This is a genomic window from Kribbella rubisoli, from assembly GCF_004217145.1.
GTDB classification, from domain to species: domain Bacteria; phylum Actinomycetota; class Actinomycetes; order Propionibacteriales; family Kribbellaceae; genus Kribbella; species Kribbella rubisoli.
In genome coordinates, this window is the sequence record NZ_SHKR01000019.1 from 91,376 (window position 1) to 106,651 (window position 15,276).

10 protein-coding genes are annotated in these 15,276 nt (G+C 69.3%); 2 read left to right on the forward strand and 8 right to left on the reverse strand.

The annotated features are described in order from the left end of the window. Nucleotides 1–125 precede the first annotated feature (125 nt). Both EV645_RS40520 and EV645_RS40525 read left to right on the forward strand, forming a co-directional pair. Nucleotides 126–2,033, forward strand: coding sequence for a Na+/H+ antiporter (locus EV645_RS40520; RefSeq protein ID WP_130450458.1), 1,908 nt, complete (start codon nucleotides 126–128; stop codon nucleotides 2,031–2,033). Nucleotides 2,034–2,037: 4 nt separating this feature from the next. Then, a complete protein-coding gene (locus EV645_RS40525) occupies nucleotides 2,038–2,454 on the forward strand; it encodes an HIT family protein (RefSeq protein WP_130450460.1) in 417 nt (138 codons plus the stop codon). On the opposite strand, the gene EV645_RS40530 is transcribed toward EV645_RS40525, so the two are convergent. The 8 genes from EV645_RS40530 to EV645_RS40565 all read right to left on the reverse strand — a co-directional run bounded on the left by EV645_RS40530 (nucleotide 2,431) and on the right by EV645_RS40565 (nucleotide 15,193). Next, a complete protein-coding gene (locus EV645_RS40530) occupies nucleotides 2,431–2,982 on the reverse strand; it encodes a GNAT family N-acetyltransferase (RefSeq protein ID WP_242000969.1) in 552 nt (183 codons plus the stop codon). The genes EV645_RS40525 and EV645_RS40530 overlap by 24 nt on opposite strands. After that, nucleotides 2,963–3,520: a HEAT repeat domain-containing protein gene (locus EV645_RS40535; protein WP_130450464.1), complete on the reverse strand. Its 558-nt coding sequence runs from the start codon at nucleotides 3,518–3,520 to the stop codon at nucleotides 2,963–2,965. The genes EV645_RS40530 and EV645_RS40535 overlap by 20 nt, the downstream gene beginning before the upstream one ends. Nucleotides 3,521–3,564: 44 nt before the next feature. Further along, nucleotides 3,565–3,795 carry a S1 domain-containing protein gene (locus EV645_RS40540; protein WP_130450466.1) on the reverse strand — a complete coding sequence of 77 codons (231 nt, stop codon included), beginning with the start codon at nucleotides 3,793–3,795 and terminating at the stop codon, nucleotides 3,565–3,567. Nucleotides 3,796–3,798: 3 nt separating this feature from the next. Further along, nucleotides 3,799–6,573: an aconitate hydratase AcnA gene (gene acnA / locus EV645_RS40545; RefSeq protein ID WP_130450468.1), complete on the reverse strand. Its 2,775-nt coding sequence runs from the start codon at nucleotides 6,571–6,573 to the stop codon at nucleotides 3,799–3,801. A 156-nt stretch (nucleotides 6,574–6,729) separates the two neighbouring features. Then, nucleotides 6,730–7,662 (reverse strand): LLM class F420-dependent oxidoreductase, encoded by a 933-nt coding sequence (locus EV645_RS40550; protein WP_130450470.1) that lies wholly within the window; start codon nucleotides 7,660–7,662, stop codon nucleotides 6,730–6,732. Nucleotides 7,663–7,672: 10 nt separating this feature from the next. Beyond that, nucleotides 7,673–11,815 (reverse strand): hypothetical protein, encoded by a 4,143-nt coding sequence (locus EV645_RS40555; RefSeq protein WP_130450472.1) that lies wholly within the window; start codon nucleotides 11,813–11,815, stop codon nucleotides 7,673–7,675. A gap of 35 nt (nucleotides 11,816–11,850) precedes the next feature. Beyond that, the gene (locus tag EV645_RS40560) at nucleotides 11,851–13,050 is read right to left on the reverse strand and encodes a class I SAM-dependent RNA methyltransferase (protein WP_130450474.1); all 1,200 of its coding nucleotides are present in this window, start codon (nucleotides 13,048–13,050) and stop codon (nucleotides 11,851–11,853) included. Nucleotides 13,051–13,165: 115 nt separating this feature from the next. After that, on the reverse strand, nucleotides 13,166–15,193 hold the full coding sequence (locus EV645_RS40565; protein WP_130450476.1) for an APC family permease: 2,028 nt from the start codon (nucleotides 15,191–15,193) through the stop codon (nucleotides 13,166–13,168). Nucleotides 15,194–15,276: the final 83 nt, after the last annotated feature.

Genomic DNA, 15,276 nt, shown 5'->3' on the forward strand with positions numbered 1-15,276 from the left:
CCTGGTGATCGGCTGATCACACGCTAGAGGACTGCCTGCCGACTGACCAGACCCGAACCAGCCCCGGACTCAGCCGTGGGCGAACCGAGCAGTGCAAATCCGCCGCGCACTGCGACACTGTGCGCGTGCATATCGCGATCGAGGTCGTGGCCCTCGTCGCCGTCGTCGCGGCCGGTGCCGCGCTGGCGCGACGGATCGGGGTCTCGGCTCCCCTGCTGCTGGTGGTCATCGGGATCGCCGTGTCGTACCTGCCGTTCATCCCCCGGATCGAGCTCTCGCCAGAGGTCGTCCTGGTCGGGTTCCTGCCGCCGCTGCTGTACTCCGCCGCGATCAAGACCAGCCTGGTGGACTTCACCAAGCACCGGCGGTCGATCGGTCTGCTGTCCGTCGGCCTCGTCGCGTTCACCGCGCTCGGCGTCGGTCTGGTCGCCTGGTGGCTGCTCGGCTCGGTCGCAGAGTCGATCGGTCAGGAGCCGCTGCCGTTCTGGGCCGCGTTCGCGATCGGCGCCGTCGTCGCGCCACCCGATGCGGTGGCCGCGACCGCGATCGCCAAACGCGTCGGCCTCCCCCGCCGGATCGTGACGATCCTCGAGGGCGAGAGCCTGATGAACGACGCGACCGCGCTCGTGTGTCTGCGTACGGCGGTTGCCGCCGCCGTCGTCGCCCCGACCGTCCTGCATGTCAGCCTGGACTTCCTGCGCGCGGCCGGCGGCGGTGTGCTGATCGGCCTGGTGGTCGCGTTCGTGCTCGCGAAGATCCGCCGCCGGTTCACCGATCCGGTCCTCGACACGACGCTCAGCCTGACCGCGCCGTTCATCGCCTACATCGCGGCCGAGAACCATTACGTGCACGCGTCCGGCGTACTCGCCGTCGTCGTCACCGGGCTGCTCCTCGGACACAAGGCGCCGATCATCCAGTCGGCGAAGTCGCGGATGTCGGAGCGGACCAACTGGCGGACGTTCCAGTTCCTGCTGGAGAACACGGTCTTCCTGCTGATCGGCCTGCAGACCCGGTGGATCCTCGACGCTCTCGGCAACAGCCCGCTGCCGGCGTGGCTGATCGCGACGTCCACGGTCGCGGTGTTCCTCGCCGTGGTCCTGCTGCGGCCGATGTGGATCATTCCGACCACGCTGTTCTCGCGGCGAGTGCTTGGTCCGTCGCGCCCCGGACCCGTTTCACGGCGAGCACTCATCGTCGTGTGTTGGGCCGGCATGCGCGGTGTCGTCACGCTGGCGGCGGTCTTCACGCTGCCCGAGAACACGCCGCATCGCGAGGTACTCGTGTTCATCGCTCTGACCGTGACCGCGGGCACGCTGCTCGTCCAGGGATCGACCCTGCCCTGGCTGGTACGGCGGTTGCGCCTGCCCGGACCGGATCCGGCGGAGGACGCGTTGCAGGAGGCCGCCGTACTGCAGGGAGCGCACCGCGCCGCGATCGAGAAGCTCGACGAGATCTCGTCGCCATCGGATCCGCCGGCCGTGCTCGACGTACTGCGGCAGCGGGGCGAGGCGCGCGCACAGGCCGCGTGGGAGCGACTCGGGCGGCCGGAGAGCGAATACGAGACGCCGAGCGAGGCGTACCGGCGGTTGCGGATCGCGATGCTCGAGGCGGAGCGCACCCACATTCTGAAGGTCCGCGACGCCGGGCTGGTTGCCGACGAGGTGCTGCAGCGGGCGCAGAACGCGCTCGACATCGAGGAGTCGATCCTGGACCGCGACGAGGACGACGACGTCGGCGGGCGCTCGGAGGATCTGCGGCCGAAGATGCTGCCGGGCGGCGAGTGCGAGCACCTCTCGCAGGCGCCGCTCGTAGTCGCGCCGAATACTCCGGACGGCTGCGAGGAATGTCTGGCCGACGGCACGTCCTGGGTGCACCTGCGGCTCTGCCTGGGCTGCGGTCACGTCGGGTGCTGCGACTCGTCGGAGATGAAGCACGCCAGCAAGCACTACGACAAGGACAAGCATCCGGTGATGCGCAGCTTCGAGCCGGGCGAGACGTGGCGGTGGTGTTTCGCCGACGAGAAGCTAGGTTGACGGCATGGCGGACTGTCTCTTCTGCTCCATCATTGCCGGTACGACGCCTGCGCAGATCGTGCTGGACACTCCGGATGTTGTCGGTTTCCTCGACATCCGGCCCGTGTTCAAAGGCCACACGCTGATCGTGCCGCGCACGCATGTGCCGACGATGGTGGAGATGTCGGACGAGGTGATGGTCCCGCTGTTCGGCGCGGCCCGATCGGTCGCGGACGCCGTGCGTACGGCGTTCGGGGCGCAGGGGTCGTTCGTTGCCGTCAACAACGTTGTGTCGCAGTCGGTGCCGCACCTGCATGTCCACGTCGTACCGCGCACCAAGGGCGACGGTCTCCGTGGGTTCTTCTGGCCGCGCACGAAGTACGCCGACGAGGCCGAGGCTTCGGAGTACGCCGGGAAGCTACGCGCCGCCCTTGCCGACTAGCTCGTACTCCACTTGCGGGAGGGGGTTGCCGTCGCCGAAGTCGCGGGTCTGGGTGGCGCCGGTCTCGGTGAAGCCGACCTTCGTGTAGAAGCGGCGTGACTGCGGGGTGTCGCGCAATGTCCACAGGTGAACGCGTTCGAAGCCGTCTGCGCGCAACTGCTCCAGCGTGCTGGTCATGAGCGCGGCCGACACTCCGCTCCCCCAGCCGTCGGGGTGCGTGTAGAAGCTGTGGATCTCCGCGAAACCGGCGCGGGTCCCGGACGGCTCCGACCAGGAAATCGCCAGTGGTCGGTCATCGACGAGTGCGAGCATGATCAGGCCGTCGCCGTCCGCGATCCGCGCATGCCAACGGGTCAACCGGCTCTCGATCCCCTCGCGAGCGACCTCCGCCGGGAACAGCGGCGCGTACGCCGCCGCCCACGAGGCAGCGTGAACCTCGCCGACCGACGCACCGTCGGCCGGCGTCGCCCGCCGCGCAGAGATCCGACCGATGGGATGGTTGGTGTGGTCAGCGGATGGGGCGGTCAAGGCGGGACTCCAGCTTCTCGAGGGCGCGCTCGACGGCGGCGCGGACTGTTTGATCAGGGTCGTCGGCCAGCGGCCGGATCGCCTCGGCATGTTCGTACTCCCCCGCGACACCAACCGCACGAACGGCGGCCGCCCGAACCCGCGGCAACTCGTGCTCCAGCATCGGCAGCAACGCATCCACGAGCTGACCGAGCTCCCGCTGCGCCGCGATCCGCGCAACATGCTCACGAACCCGCCACGCCGGATCGCCCGCCGCGATCAGCAACGTGTCGACGACGTCATCGCGCCACACATACAGGAACACCCGGGCCGCCCAGACCCGGATCCAGTAGTAGTTCACCGGATCAACAGGCGCCTGCCACCCGCCGGGGTTGTCCGACCCGGTGATCGCAACCAGCTTCGGCAACTCAGCGCCGTACGCCGCCTCGCCCGGGATCTCCCCGCTGAGGAATGCGACGCACCAGTCGATCACCGCGTCCTCGCCGTACTCCGCGCACGCGGCACGGACGACGTCGCGCGGCGACTCCCTCTCGCTCATGAGGTCAGTAAACCGCGCGCCGCCGACAGTTCGGGAGACACGCCCTAGTGCTGCTTGGCCCACTCGGCTCGGTAGTCGTATCCGTCTTGGCCGGGTGACTCCCAGCGGACGCGCACCGAGCCGCCCGGCGGCAGCGAACGGAACCCCTCGGCCTCGATCACCGAGAAATGGGTCCAGCAACCGCCGGGGGTGCTGGGGCAGTCAACGACGCCCCAGCCCTCGTCGTCGTGCCAGACCCGGACGACACCATCGTCCTCGCCTGCACGACGCTCCACCCGTCAGCTCGCGATCAGTGAACGCAGCACGTACTGCAGGATGCCGCCGTTGCGGTAGTAGTCGGCCTCACCGGGAGTGTCGATCCGGACGACCGCGTCGAACTCCTTCTTCGACCCGTCCGTGCCGGTCACGGTCACGTGCACCGTGCGCGGGATGTCGCCGTCGTTCAGCGCCGTCACGCCACTGATGTCGAAGGTCTCCTCGCCGGTCAGGCCGAGCGACTCCGCGGTCTCGCCCTCCGGGTACTGCAGCGGGAGGACGCCCATACCGATCAGGTTGGACCGGTGGATGCGCTCGAAGGACTCCGTGATGACGGCCTTCGCGCCCAGCAGCGCCGTACCCTTGGCGGCCCAGTCACGCGACGAGCCCGAGCCGTACTCCTTGCCGGCCAGGATCACCAGCGGCGTCCCGGACTCGGCGTACGACTGGGCGGCCTCGTAGATGCTCGTCACGGGAGCGTCGGACTTGGTGAAGTCGCGGGTGAAGCCACCCTCGGTGCCGGGCGCGATCTGGTTGCGCAGCCGGATGTTCGCGAACGTGCCGCGGATCATCACCTCGTGGTTGCCGCGGCGGGAACCGTACGAGTTGAAGTCCTTACGGTCGACGCCGTGGTCCGCCAGGTACTTACCCGCCGGGCTGTCGGCCTTGATCGAGCCGGCCGGGGAGATGTGGTCGGTGGTGACCGAGTCGCCCAGCTTGGCCAGCACGCGGGCACCGGCGATGTCGGTGACCGGCGACGGGTCCTTCGCCATACCCTCGAAGTACGGAGGCTTCCGCACGTACGTCGACTCGGCGTCCCACGCGAACGTCTTGCCCTCGGGCGTCGGCAGCGACCGCCAGCGCTCGTCACCGGCGAAGACATCCGCGTAGTCCTTGGTGAACATCTCCTTGCTGATCGAGCTCGCGATGACCCGCTCGACGTCCTCCGCGGCCGGCCAGATGTCCTTCAGGAACACGTCGTTCCCGTCCTGGTCCTTGCCCAGGGCATCGGTCTCGAAGTCGAAGTCCATCGTCCCAGCGAGCGCGTACGCGATCACCAGCGGCGGGCTGGCCAGGTAGTTCATCTTCACGTCCGGGTTGATCCGGCCCTCGAAGTTCCGGTTGCCGGACAGCACACTGACGACGGCGAGGTCGGCTCCCTGGACACCGGCCGAGACCGCCTCGGGCAGCGGGCCGGAGTTACCGATGCACGTCGTACATCCGTAGCCGACCAGCTGGAACCCGAGCTTGTCCAGGTACGGCGTGACGCCGGCCTTCTCGTAGTAGTCCGTGACGACCTTCGAGCCCGGCGCCAGCGACGTCTTCACCCAGGGCTTGCTCGACAGACCCTTGTCGACCGCGTTCTTCGCGAGCAGCGCGGCGGCCATCATCACCGACGGGTTCGAGGTGTTGGTGCAGGAGGTGATGCTCGCGATCACGACGTGGCCGTGGTCGAGCTCGACCTCCTGGCCGTCCAGGGAGATCGTGGTCTTCTTCGACGGACGCCCCGGGCCGCCGTGCGGCACGTGCGGCTCGTCGTTCACGTCGCCGTGCCCGTTCGGCGCGTCGCTGGCCGGGAAGCTCCCGGTCTCCGACGGGTCGACGTCCAGCTCCTCGGTCGCGTAGTCGGTCAGCGCGCCGCGGAAGGCCTCCTTGGCCTCGGTCAACGCGACCCGGTCCTGCGGACGCTTGGGGCCGGCGATCGACGGCACGACGGTCGACAGGTCCAGCTCGAGGTACTCCGAGAACCGCGGCTCGACCGACTGGTCGTGCCACAGGCCCTGCTCCTTGGCGTATGCCTCGACCAGCGCGACGTCCTGGTCGCTGCGGCCGGTCAGCCGCAGGTACTCCAGGGTGACGTCGTCGATCGGGAAGATCGCGCAGGTGGAGCCGAACTCCGGGCTCATGTTGCCGATCGTGGCGCGGTTCGCCAGCGGCACAGCCGCGACGCCCGCGCCGTAGAACTCGACGAACTTGCCGACCACGCCGTGCTTGCGCAGCTGCTGGGTGATGGTGAGCACGACGTCGGTCGCGGTGGCGCCGGCCGGCACCGAGCCGGTCAGCTTGAAGCCGACGACCTTCGGGATCAGCATCGAGACGGGCTGGCCGAGCATGGCCGCCTCGGCCTCGATGCCGCCGACGCCCCAGCCGAGCACGCCCAGGCCGTTCACCATCGTGGTGTGGCTGTCGGTGCCGACACAGGTGTCGGGGTACGCGATGCCGTCACGCACCATGACCGTGCGCGCGAGGTGCTCGATGTTCACCTGATGCACGATGCCGGTGCCCGGCGGGACGACCTTGAAGTCGTCGAACGCGGTCTGGCCCCAGCGGAGGAACTGGTACCGCTCGCCGTTGCGCTGGTACTCGAACTCGACGTTGCGCTCGAACGCGTCGGCGCGGCCGAAGACGTCGGTGATGACCGAGTGGTCGATGACCAGCTCGGCCGGCGCCAACGGGTTGATCTTGGTCGGGTCGCCGCCGAGCTCGCCGACCGCCTCGCGCATCGTGGCCAGGTCGACCACGCACGGGACGCCGGTGAAGTCCTGCATGATCACCCGGGCCGGGGTGAACTGGATCTCCGTGTCGGGCGCCGCGTTCGCGTCCCAGTTGCCGAGCTTGGTGATGTGCTCGGCGGTGATGTTCGCGCCGTCCTCGGTGCGCAGCAGGTTCTCCAGCAGGACCTTCAAGGAGTACGGCAGCGTGTCCGCACCCTCGATGCCCGCCAACCTGAAGATCTCGTACGACTGCCCGTTGACCTCGAGTGCCCCCTTGGCACCGAAGCTGTCGACGCTCGCCATCAACCCGCTCCTCTGTCCAGAACCATGCCTGCTGACTGTCCGCTGCGCCCATCCTGCCCAGCGCGTTGACCGGCCGCGAGGTCAGGTTCCCCTAACCCCGCGCCGAAAACTCTCTCGACATCAAGATACACGACATCGAGCCAACTTCGTGAGGCGTTATGAAACCTGTGGAAGAACTTCGGCCGCGATCAGGTCGAGGTGGTCGAGGTCCTTGAGGTCCATGATCTGGACGTACTGACGCTGCGAGCCGGCCGCGGCGAACTGGCCCAGCCGATCGACGACCTCGGCCGGCGTACCGGCGATGCTGTTCGCCTTCAGGTCGTCGACGTCGCGGCCGATCGCGTCGGCGCGCTGCTTCACCTCGGCGTCGTCCTTGCCGACTACGACGGTGTGCGCGGTCGACAGGGTGAGCGTCTTCGGGTCGCGGCCGATCTCCTCGCAGGCAGCCTGAACGCGCTTGTACAGCTCGCCGGCGGCTTCGACCGAGCAGAAGTTCGCGTTGAACTCCGCGGCGTACTTCGCGGCCAGCGCCGGCGTCTTCTTCTTGCCGCTGCCGCCGATGATGATCGGCGGGTGCGGCTGCTGGACCGGCTTCGGCAACGCCGGGGAGTTTTCGAGCTGGTAGTGCTCGCCTTGGAACGCGTACTTCTCGCCGACGGGCGTGTCCCACAGGCCGGTGATCAGCTCGAGCTGCTCTGCGAGCAGCTCGAAACGCGTGCGGGTGTCGGGGAACGTCAGGCCGTACGCCTTGTGCTCGCCCTCGAACCAGCCGGCGCCGAGGCCGAGCTCGGCGCGGCCGCCGCTCATCTGGTCGACCTGCGCGACCGAGATCGCGAGTACGCCGGGGTTGCGGAACGTCGCGGAGCTGACGAGCGTGCCGAGCTTGATCGTGCTGGTCTCGCGGGCCAGGCCGGCGAGCGTGATCCAGGAGTCGGTCGGCCCCGGAAGGCCGTCGCGATCGCCCATGGCGAGGTAGTGGTCCGAGCGGAAGAACGCGTCGAAGCCGTTCTCCTCGGTCTTGCGGGCGACCGCCAGGAGGTCGTCGTACGAGGCGCCTTGCTGCGGTTCGGTGAAGATCCTGAGAAGCATGGCGCCAACGCTATCTTGCGCTGGTGTACAGCTTCTCCAGGTACGACGGCTGCCATTCCGGGCCGCGGCTGTACAGGCGGCGTACGAGCCCATTGACGTCGAGGCGCGGCTCGATCGGGTTGTCCCACCAGTCGGGCACCTGGTCGTACCACCGGTCGATCCGGAGCGTGCGGCCGGCGGCGTCGATCCGCGCGAACAGCCACCCGCCCAGCGCGCTGCGCTGCTCGGTCAGCCACAGGTCGCCGAGCAGTCCGCTCAGCTTGTCCGCGGCGTACTCCGGGTCGTCCACGTCGGGCGGCTCCAGATCGAACCGGTACGACGGGGCGGCCGGGTCGAGCACCTGCACCTGAATCGTGAACCCCGAAGGCACAATCGCCGTCCGAGCCCGACACCAGGCCCGCAACGCCAACACCGCATCCGATTCCTCAGGCCGCGGCCGAGGCCGCTCCGCCTCCGCCCGCATAGCCTCCTCAATAGACCCCGGCACCACCGCAATCCGAGGCCCATCCCCGCCCACCAACCCCAACCCCGGGATAGACATCCGCCCGGCAACCACAGCCGCATCTACCCCGGCCTGGTCCCCGTGGTCCGGGTGGTCCTCGCGCTCGCCCTGCTCCTCGCGGCGCGTCTCCCAGTCGGCCGCATCCGCCCAAGCGGGATCGCCTACCTGATCCGCACGCGACCGAGCAGCACCGTTCGTCTGCTGCGCCCCGTTCGCGCCGTACGCCCGATCCACGCCGTTCGTGGCCTCGGCTTCTCGACCCCACTCATCACGCTCACCCGACCACGCCGTCGCCTCGCCCTCCCCCGCAGCAGGCAGGTCGTCGAACCCGACCGCCTGCGTCTCCCCCGTCGGCGCATCGTCATCAACAACCGGCACAACCCCGGTCGGCCAGTCATCCTCAGGATCCCCGACATAGTCAGCCCGCTCGTCGGCCCCGCCACCAGCCCACTCCGCCGACGCGGACCCAGCCGAAGCACCCGCGGCCGAGACATCCCCGGGCCTAGCCCCCTCGGACGACGGCGCGGCATGGTCGCGCGGCGCAGGTTCGGTGGCCTCCGGGGTACGCGCCGAGCTGTCGGCGTACATATCCCATCTCGCATCGAGCCGAGCCACCTGCGATTGCTCGGAATCGGAACCAGGCCAGGTCTCCGGCTCAGCAGTGGACAGCCCGTTCGCGCTTGCGGCAGGCCGCGACTGCCGCTCCAGCGGATGGGGCTCAGCTCCTGGCCGCGAGGCCGGCCGAGCCTGCTCCGGGTTCGGGAGTGGCTCGGGTTCCGGGTCCGGTTGCGGCTGGGGTTCTGGTTCCGGCAGCGGTTCGGGCGCAGGTTCGGGCTCCGGCTCGGGGAACGGCTCGGGCTGCGGTTCAGGATCCGGCTGCGGCTCCGGATCAGGGAACGGCTCCGGCAGAGGCTCCGGCTGCGGGAACGGTTCCGGATCAGGCGTCGGCTCCGGCCCCGGGAAGGGCTCAGGCCGCGGCCCTGGGCCGGGGAACGGCTCAGGATGCGGCGTCGGACCTGGCGTCGGCTCAGGGCTCGGACCCGGGTACGGACCAGGGCCTGGGTGCGGTGCTGGCTCGGGGTGGGGCGGATTCGGCTCGGGCCATGGGGCGGGGTGCGGCTCTGGCTGGGGCCAGGGCTCTGGGCGCGGCTGCGGCTGTGGCCAGGGCTGAGGATCTACTTGACCCTTAGCCTCGCCCCACCCAGCCTCAGCACCACCCTCAGCCGCCTGCGACTCGGCATCTGCCTCAACTGCACGGCTCCGGGCGTCGCGAGTCGCCGCGGGCCGACCGTAGATCTCGTCCTCGTCGGCATCCGCCTCAAACGCGTCGTACCGTCCACTCGGCCGATCGAGCGCGGATCCAGCTCGCCGGTCGTCTCGCGCTTGTGCCGACTCGTCCTCAGCTCGCGCCGAGTCCTGCGCGCGTGTGTCTGCCGAGTCCTGCACGTGTGCGTCTGCGGAGGCTGGGAGTACGTCGGATGCCTCTGCGGCTGAGGGCTCCTCGAGTACCGCGGGGATCTCGGCGGTCTGGTCGTCGGCGTCCAGGTCGCCGGACAGCTCGTCAGCGGGACGGTCGGGCTCGGCGGGATCGGCTGTGCGGGCGACCGGGCGGGGCTCGCTGGGCTGCTGGGTTGTCGATTGGTTGTCGTGGGAGGACTCGACTGGTGGGTACTGCGGGGCCGGCGGCTGAGGCTGAGTGGCGGTGACTGGGGCGAAGGGTGAAGGGCCGGTGAAGGAGGCGAGATCTTCCTCTTCCTCGTGCTCTTGCTCGGTCGCGGGGGGTGGGTCGAGGACTGCGGCGATTTCGGCGGTGGGGGCGTCGTCGTCTTCCTGGTCGGCGGATGACGGACCGCCTGCGGCCTGCGACTGTGCGAAGGTCGAGTCGGGTGCGGCTGCCTCGGCTGAGGCGCTGGGGGCGAACGGCGAGCCGGATGGGGCTGCGTGGGGGGCGTTCGGGGCGAAGGGTGAGTCAGCTGGTGCCGCGTCCGGGTGTGAGGCTGGGGCGAACGGGGAGCTCGCGGGGGCGGCAGCTGGAGGCGCGGTTGGCTCTTGGGCCTGGGGCTGGCCCGCAGCACCGGGCTGGGCGAGCTGGAAAGGCTGCGGAGGCGCTCCGAAGTGGGCGGTCGCGCCGGACTCGGCGGGTGTGCCGGGGTGGGCAGGCTGCTCGGAGTAGGCGGTGGCCGGGTTGGTGCCGGGGTGGGGTGGCTGGGCCTGCGTCGGGTTGGTGGTTCGGTGGGACGGTGGGTTTTCTACCCATTCGCCGTTGATCCAGGCGGGGCCGGTCCAGGCAGGGTTGTTTTCGGCGGTGTCGTCGGCGAAGGGGTTGTATTCGCTGGTGGCTTCTTGGTTGGACCAGTCGGGTTGTTCGGCGGTCTCCCAGTCCTGCTCGTCGGGGGACGGGGCTGCGGCGGCGGGGGCGTCGGCGAAGAGGCTGTTGTAGAAGTCGTCGCCTTCGTACTGGCCGCCGCCTACGCGTGGGGGCTCGGCCGACGGGAGGGTCGGGTCGTACGTCGGCGTCGGCAGGCCGGGGCTCTGGACGTCGTGGGGCAGGTACGTGCCTGGGCCTGGGCCGGCGGAGGGCTGGTGCGGCTCGGGTTGTACGGCGGGGGTGGAGCCGGTGTCGTGTTTGCGGCGGCGAAGCCAGCCCTGCTTCTTCCCGGTGACCCCGTAGTCATCCTGCCCGCCAGTCCCGCGCCCGTCGGTGTCGTAGGAAGCCGTTCCGTACGCTGCAGCCTCCTGCCCGGCAGCATCGTGGCCGCTGGCTCCAGCCTCGGCTGCGTCGGGCCAGCCCGCCTCGTACGCGGCAGGCGGCTGGCCGGCCGGCGGGTGGGGAGGTGGGGCGTCGATGGGTTGGCCGGTGAAGGGGCTGATGCCAGGTGGGACGACGTACGACTCTTCGTCCTCGGGGGGCGAGGACGGGGGTCGGCTGTCGGGACTTCCAATCACGAGATCTTCAACGACCGACACCTCGGCTGTGTCAGGGTCGTCGGCGAAACTTGCCGGTACTGCAAAGTTTCGGGTGAAGTCCTCTGCCGCCGCGACCCCCGCCGCGATCTCCGGCTGCACCGGCGAGCGCGGGTCGATCCGGAAGTGCGAGAAGAACCTCCCCAGCGCCTCCTCGGTGATCCCCGGCCCCAGCGCCGCCCGGATCAGCTCGACGCCGTACGGACGCAACTCGTCGAGTCCATCGAGGTAGTCGGCCCACTCGGCGACCCACTCGATCATCTCGTCGGCCGCAGCCTCGTCCGAGGTGATCCACCCGCCGATCGGCTGGAACCCGTCGTCGACCGGCTGCCACGGATCTCCCGGGTACGACGCCCGCGCCCACGTCCCGTTGAACGCGCCGTACACGAACCCGAGCTCGCCCGCCGCTTGCCGCTTCCGAACCTCGGGCTGACCGATCCAGTCCGGCGACCCGGCCAGCAGGTCAGCTCCCGCGGTCGCGCTGTGCTGCGTGTGGAAGCCCCACAGCACCACCCGGCCGTCGCCGAGCCGGGCCAGTCGCAGCACGGAAGCGGTCTCGTCCTGGTGGTGGTACCCGTCGGCGTCGGCGTACCACCGGCGGTCGAAGCCCGTGGCATGGGCGACCGCTGCGAGTGCGGTCCAGCGGGACCGCAACTCCTCAGGGTCGTCCAGGTCAACGAGCGGCATCAGGTCTCCAGCGCATTGGAATCCAGCCCCAGACGCTACCCGAGGGTTCCCCCACTCACCAGTTCACTATCCACAGGCTCGAGGATGGCCACGCACTCGATGTGGTGGGTCATCCCGAACAGATCGAAGGCCCGCAGCGACGCGATCCCGTAGCCGAGCCGCCCGAACGTCTTCAGGTCCCGCGCCAGGGCCGCCGGGTCGCACGCCACGTACGCGATACGCCGCGGCCCGAGCGCCGCAACCCGCCGTACGACGTCCTTGCCGGCGCCTGTCCGCGGTGGATCCAGTACGACGAGGTCCACGTGCTCGAGGCCCTGCCCGGCCGCCGCGTTCAGCACCCGGTCGACGTCGCCGCTCTCCAGCGTCACGTCCTTGAGGTCGTGCAGGTTCCGCCGGGCGTTCCGGACCGCGTCCTTGTCGCCCTCGATCGCCAGCACCGCACAACCAGCCTCGGCCAGGAACGCAGCGAACAGCCCCACACCGGAGTACAGATCCAGCGCGGTCTCCCCCGCAGCTGGCTCCAGTCCGCTGAGTACCGCGTCCAGGAGCGTCTCCGGCGCCGCCGGGTGGACCTGCCAGAAGCCACCGGCCTCCACTAGGAAGCGCCGCTCCCGCACCACCTCGACCAGCCGCTCGCCAGGGTCCCGGTCGGTCTGTACCGCGGTCTTGCCCTCCGACGACACCACCGCCTGTACGGACGACACGCCGGGCCACCGCGACGACAGCACGTCCGGAGTCCCCGGATGGGCGATCAGGCACCGGTCGATCGGCACCAGGTCGTGTGAGCGGTGCGCGTACATGCCGGGCCGCTCGTCTACGACGGCGTACCGCATCCGCGTCCGCCAGCCCAGACCATCATCGCCGGGCGACTCCATCACGATCGACCGCTCGATCCCACCGATCCGCCGGAGCGTGTCCGACACCACGGTCGCCTTCAGCCGGCGCTGCTCGACGATGTTCGCGTGCTGGAAGTCACACCCGCCGCAGAGCCCCGGACCGGCGTACGGGCACGGCGGCTCGATCCGCTGCGGGGACGGCGTCAGTACGGACACCGCGTCCGCGCGCAGGTACTTGGCGGTCTGCTCGGTGATCCGGGCGTGCACCAGCTCCCCCGGCAGCGCATGCCGGACGAACACCACCTGCCCCTCGTGCCGGGCGACACAGTGTCCCCCGTGCGCGACTGGCCCTACCTCCAGCTCGACTACCTCCCCAACCAGACTGTCTTCGCCGGTCATGGGGCCTCCCGCCCTGGACTGAGGAGCGGAGGGAGCAAAGCGACCGGAGCGACGAGGGAAGGGCGGGAGTTACAGCCCCATGACCCGCCGCGACGAAGTCGCGGCATCAATACTGTCACCGATCTCCTGACGCCTTGCGGGCCCCGCGCCGTACCTGGCCGGCGACCCGTTCTACCCGGTCCTGCCGTTCCTCGGCCCCCTGCGAGGAGAGCAACTGGTAAGGAACGGACGTAACCATCACACCAGGTGTGAACAAGAGCCGCCCCTTGAGCCGGAGTGCGCTCTGGTTGTGCAGGATGTGTTCCCACCAGTGCCCGACGACGTACTCCGGGATGTAGACCATCACCACATCGCGCGGAGACTGCCTCCGGATGTCGCGGACATACTGCAGGATCGGCCGGGTGATCTCTCGGTACGGCGAGGCGAGCCGCTTCAGCGGGATCGGGATGCCGCGGGCCTCCCATTCGGCCTGCAGCTCGTCCGCCTCGTCCCGGTCGACGTCGACCGTGATCGCCTCGAGCGTGGACGGCCGGGCCGCCTTGGCGAAGGCCAGCGCCCGCAGCGTCGGCCGGTGCAGCTTCGACACGAGCACGATCGAGTGCACCCGCGACGGCAGCATCAGCGGCTCGTCGCCTTCGGCCGTCATCTGCTTGCGGACCGTCTCGTAGTGCCGGTGGATGCCCTTCATCAGCAGGAACAGCGCGCCCATCGCGATGATCGCGATGTAGGCGCCGTGGGTGAACTTGGTCAGCAGCACGATGATCAGTACGACGCCGGTCATCGTCAGACCGATCGCGTTGATGATCCGCGACCGCATCATCTGTCGGCGTTTGGCCGCGTCCGTCTCGGACTTCAGATGCCTGGTCCAGTGCCGGATCATGCCGAACTGACTGAGCGTGAAACTGACGAACACGCCGACGATGTACAGCTGGATCAGCTTGGTCACCTGGGCGTCGAACGCGATGATCAGCGCGGCCGCGCACAGGGCCAGCAGGATGATCCCGTTGCTGTAGGCGAGCCGGTCGCCCCGGGTGTGCAGCTGGCGGGGCAGGTACCCGTCGCGGGCCAGGATCGAGCCGAGCACCGGGAACCCGTTGAACGCGGTGTTGGCGGCCAGCACCAGGATCAGCATCGTCGCGCCGATCACCAGGTAGAAGGCCGGCTGGAAGTTCGAGAACACCGAGTCGCCGATCTGGCCGATCACGGTCTTCTGGGTATAGCTGTCGCCCACCGGCTGCCCGTCGCGGTACAGCTGCGTCGCGGGATCCTCGGCGTACCGAAGTTTGATCTTGCTGGCCAGGAACAGGATGCTCATCAGCATCGTCACCGCGACCGTGCCGAGCAGCAGCAGCGTGGTCGCCGCGTTCTTGCTCTTCGGCTTGCGGAACGCCGGTACGCCGTTGCTGATCGCCTCGACACCGGTCAGCGCAGCACAGCCGGACGAGAACGCCCGCGCCAGCAGGAAGACCGCGGCCAGCCCGGTGAACGCCTCGTGACCGGACTCGGCATGTACTTCGAAGTTCGCGCTCTCCGCCATCGGCAGGTTGCCCGCGCTCAGCCGGATCAGGCCCCAGATCGCCATCCCGATGATCGAGAACATGAAGATGTACGTCGGGACCGCGAACACCGCCCCGGACTCACGGACCCCGCGCAGGTTCATCGCGGTCAGCAGAAGCACCAGGCCGACCGCGAGCGGTACCTCGTGCCCCTCCAGGAACGGCAGCGCCGACTTCGCGTTCTGTACGCCGGACGAGATCGACACCGCCACCGTCAGCACGTAGTCGACCATCAGCGCGCTGGCCACGGTCAGCCCCGCCGTCGGGCCGATGTTCACCGTCGCGACCTCGTAGTCACCGCCGCCCGACGGGTACGCGTGCACGTTCTGCCGGTACGACGCGACCACGACGAGCATCACGAACGCGACCAGCAGGCCGATCTTCCAGGAATAGCTGTAGGCCGCCAGTCCGGCGATCGACAGCGTCAGGAAGACCTCGTCGGGGGCGTACGCGACCGACGACAGCGCGTCGCTCGCAAACACCGGGAGGGCGATGCGCTTCGGCAGCAGGGTCTCACCCAGCTGCGTACTGCGCAGTTTGCGACCGAGCAGCAGCCGTTTGCCGAGGTCACCTAGAGCGGGAGTCACACCGGTGATGTTAGAGGGCCCCGCAGGTCGGTGTAGCGTCTATCCCTGCCGAACCGAGCCAGCGGCCCCAGGTGGGGCAAGGA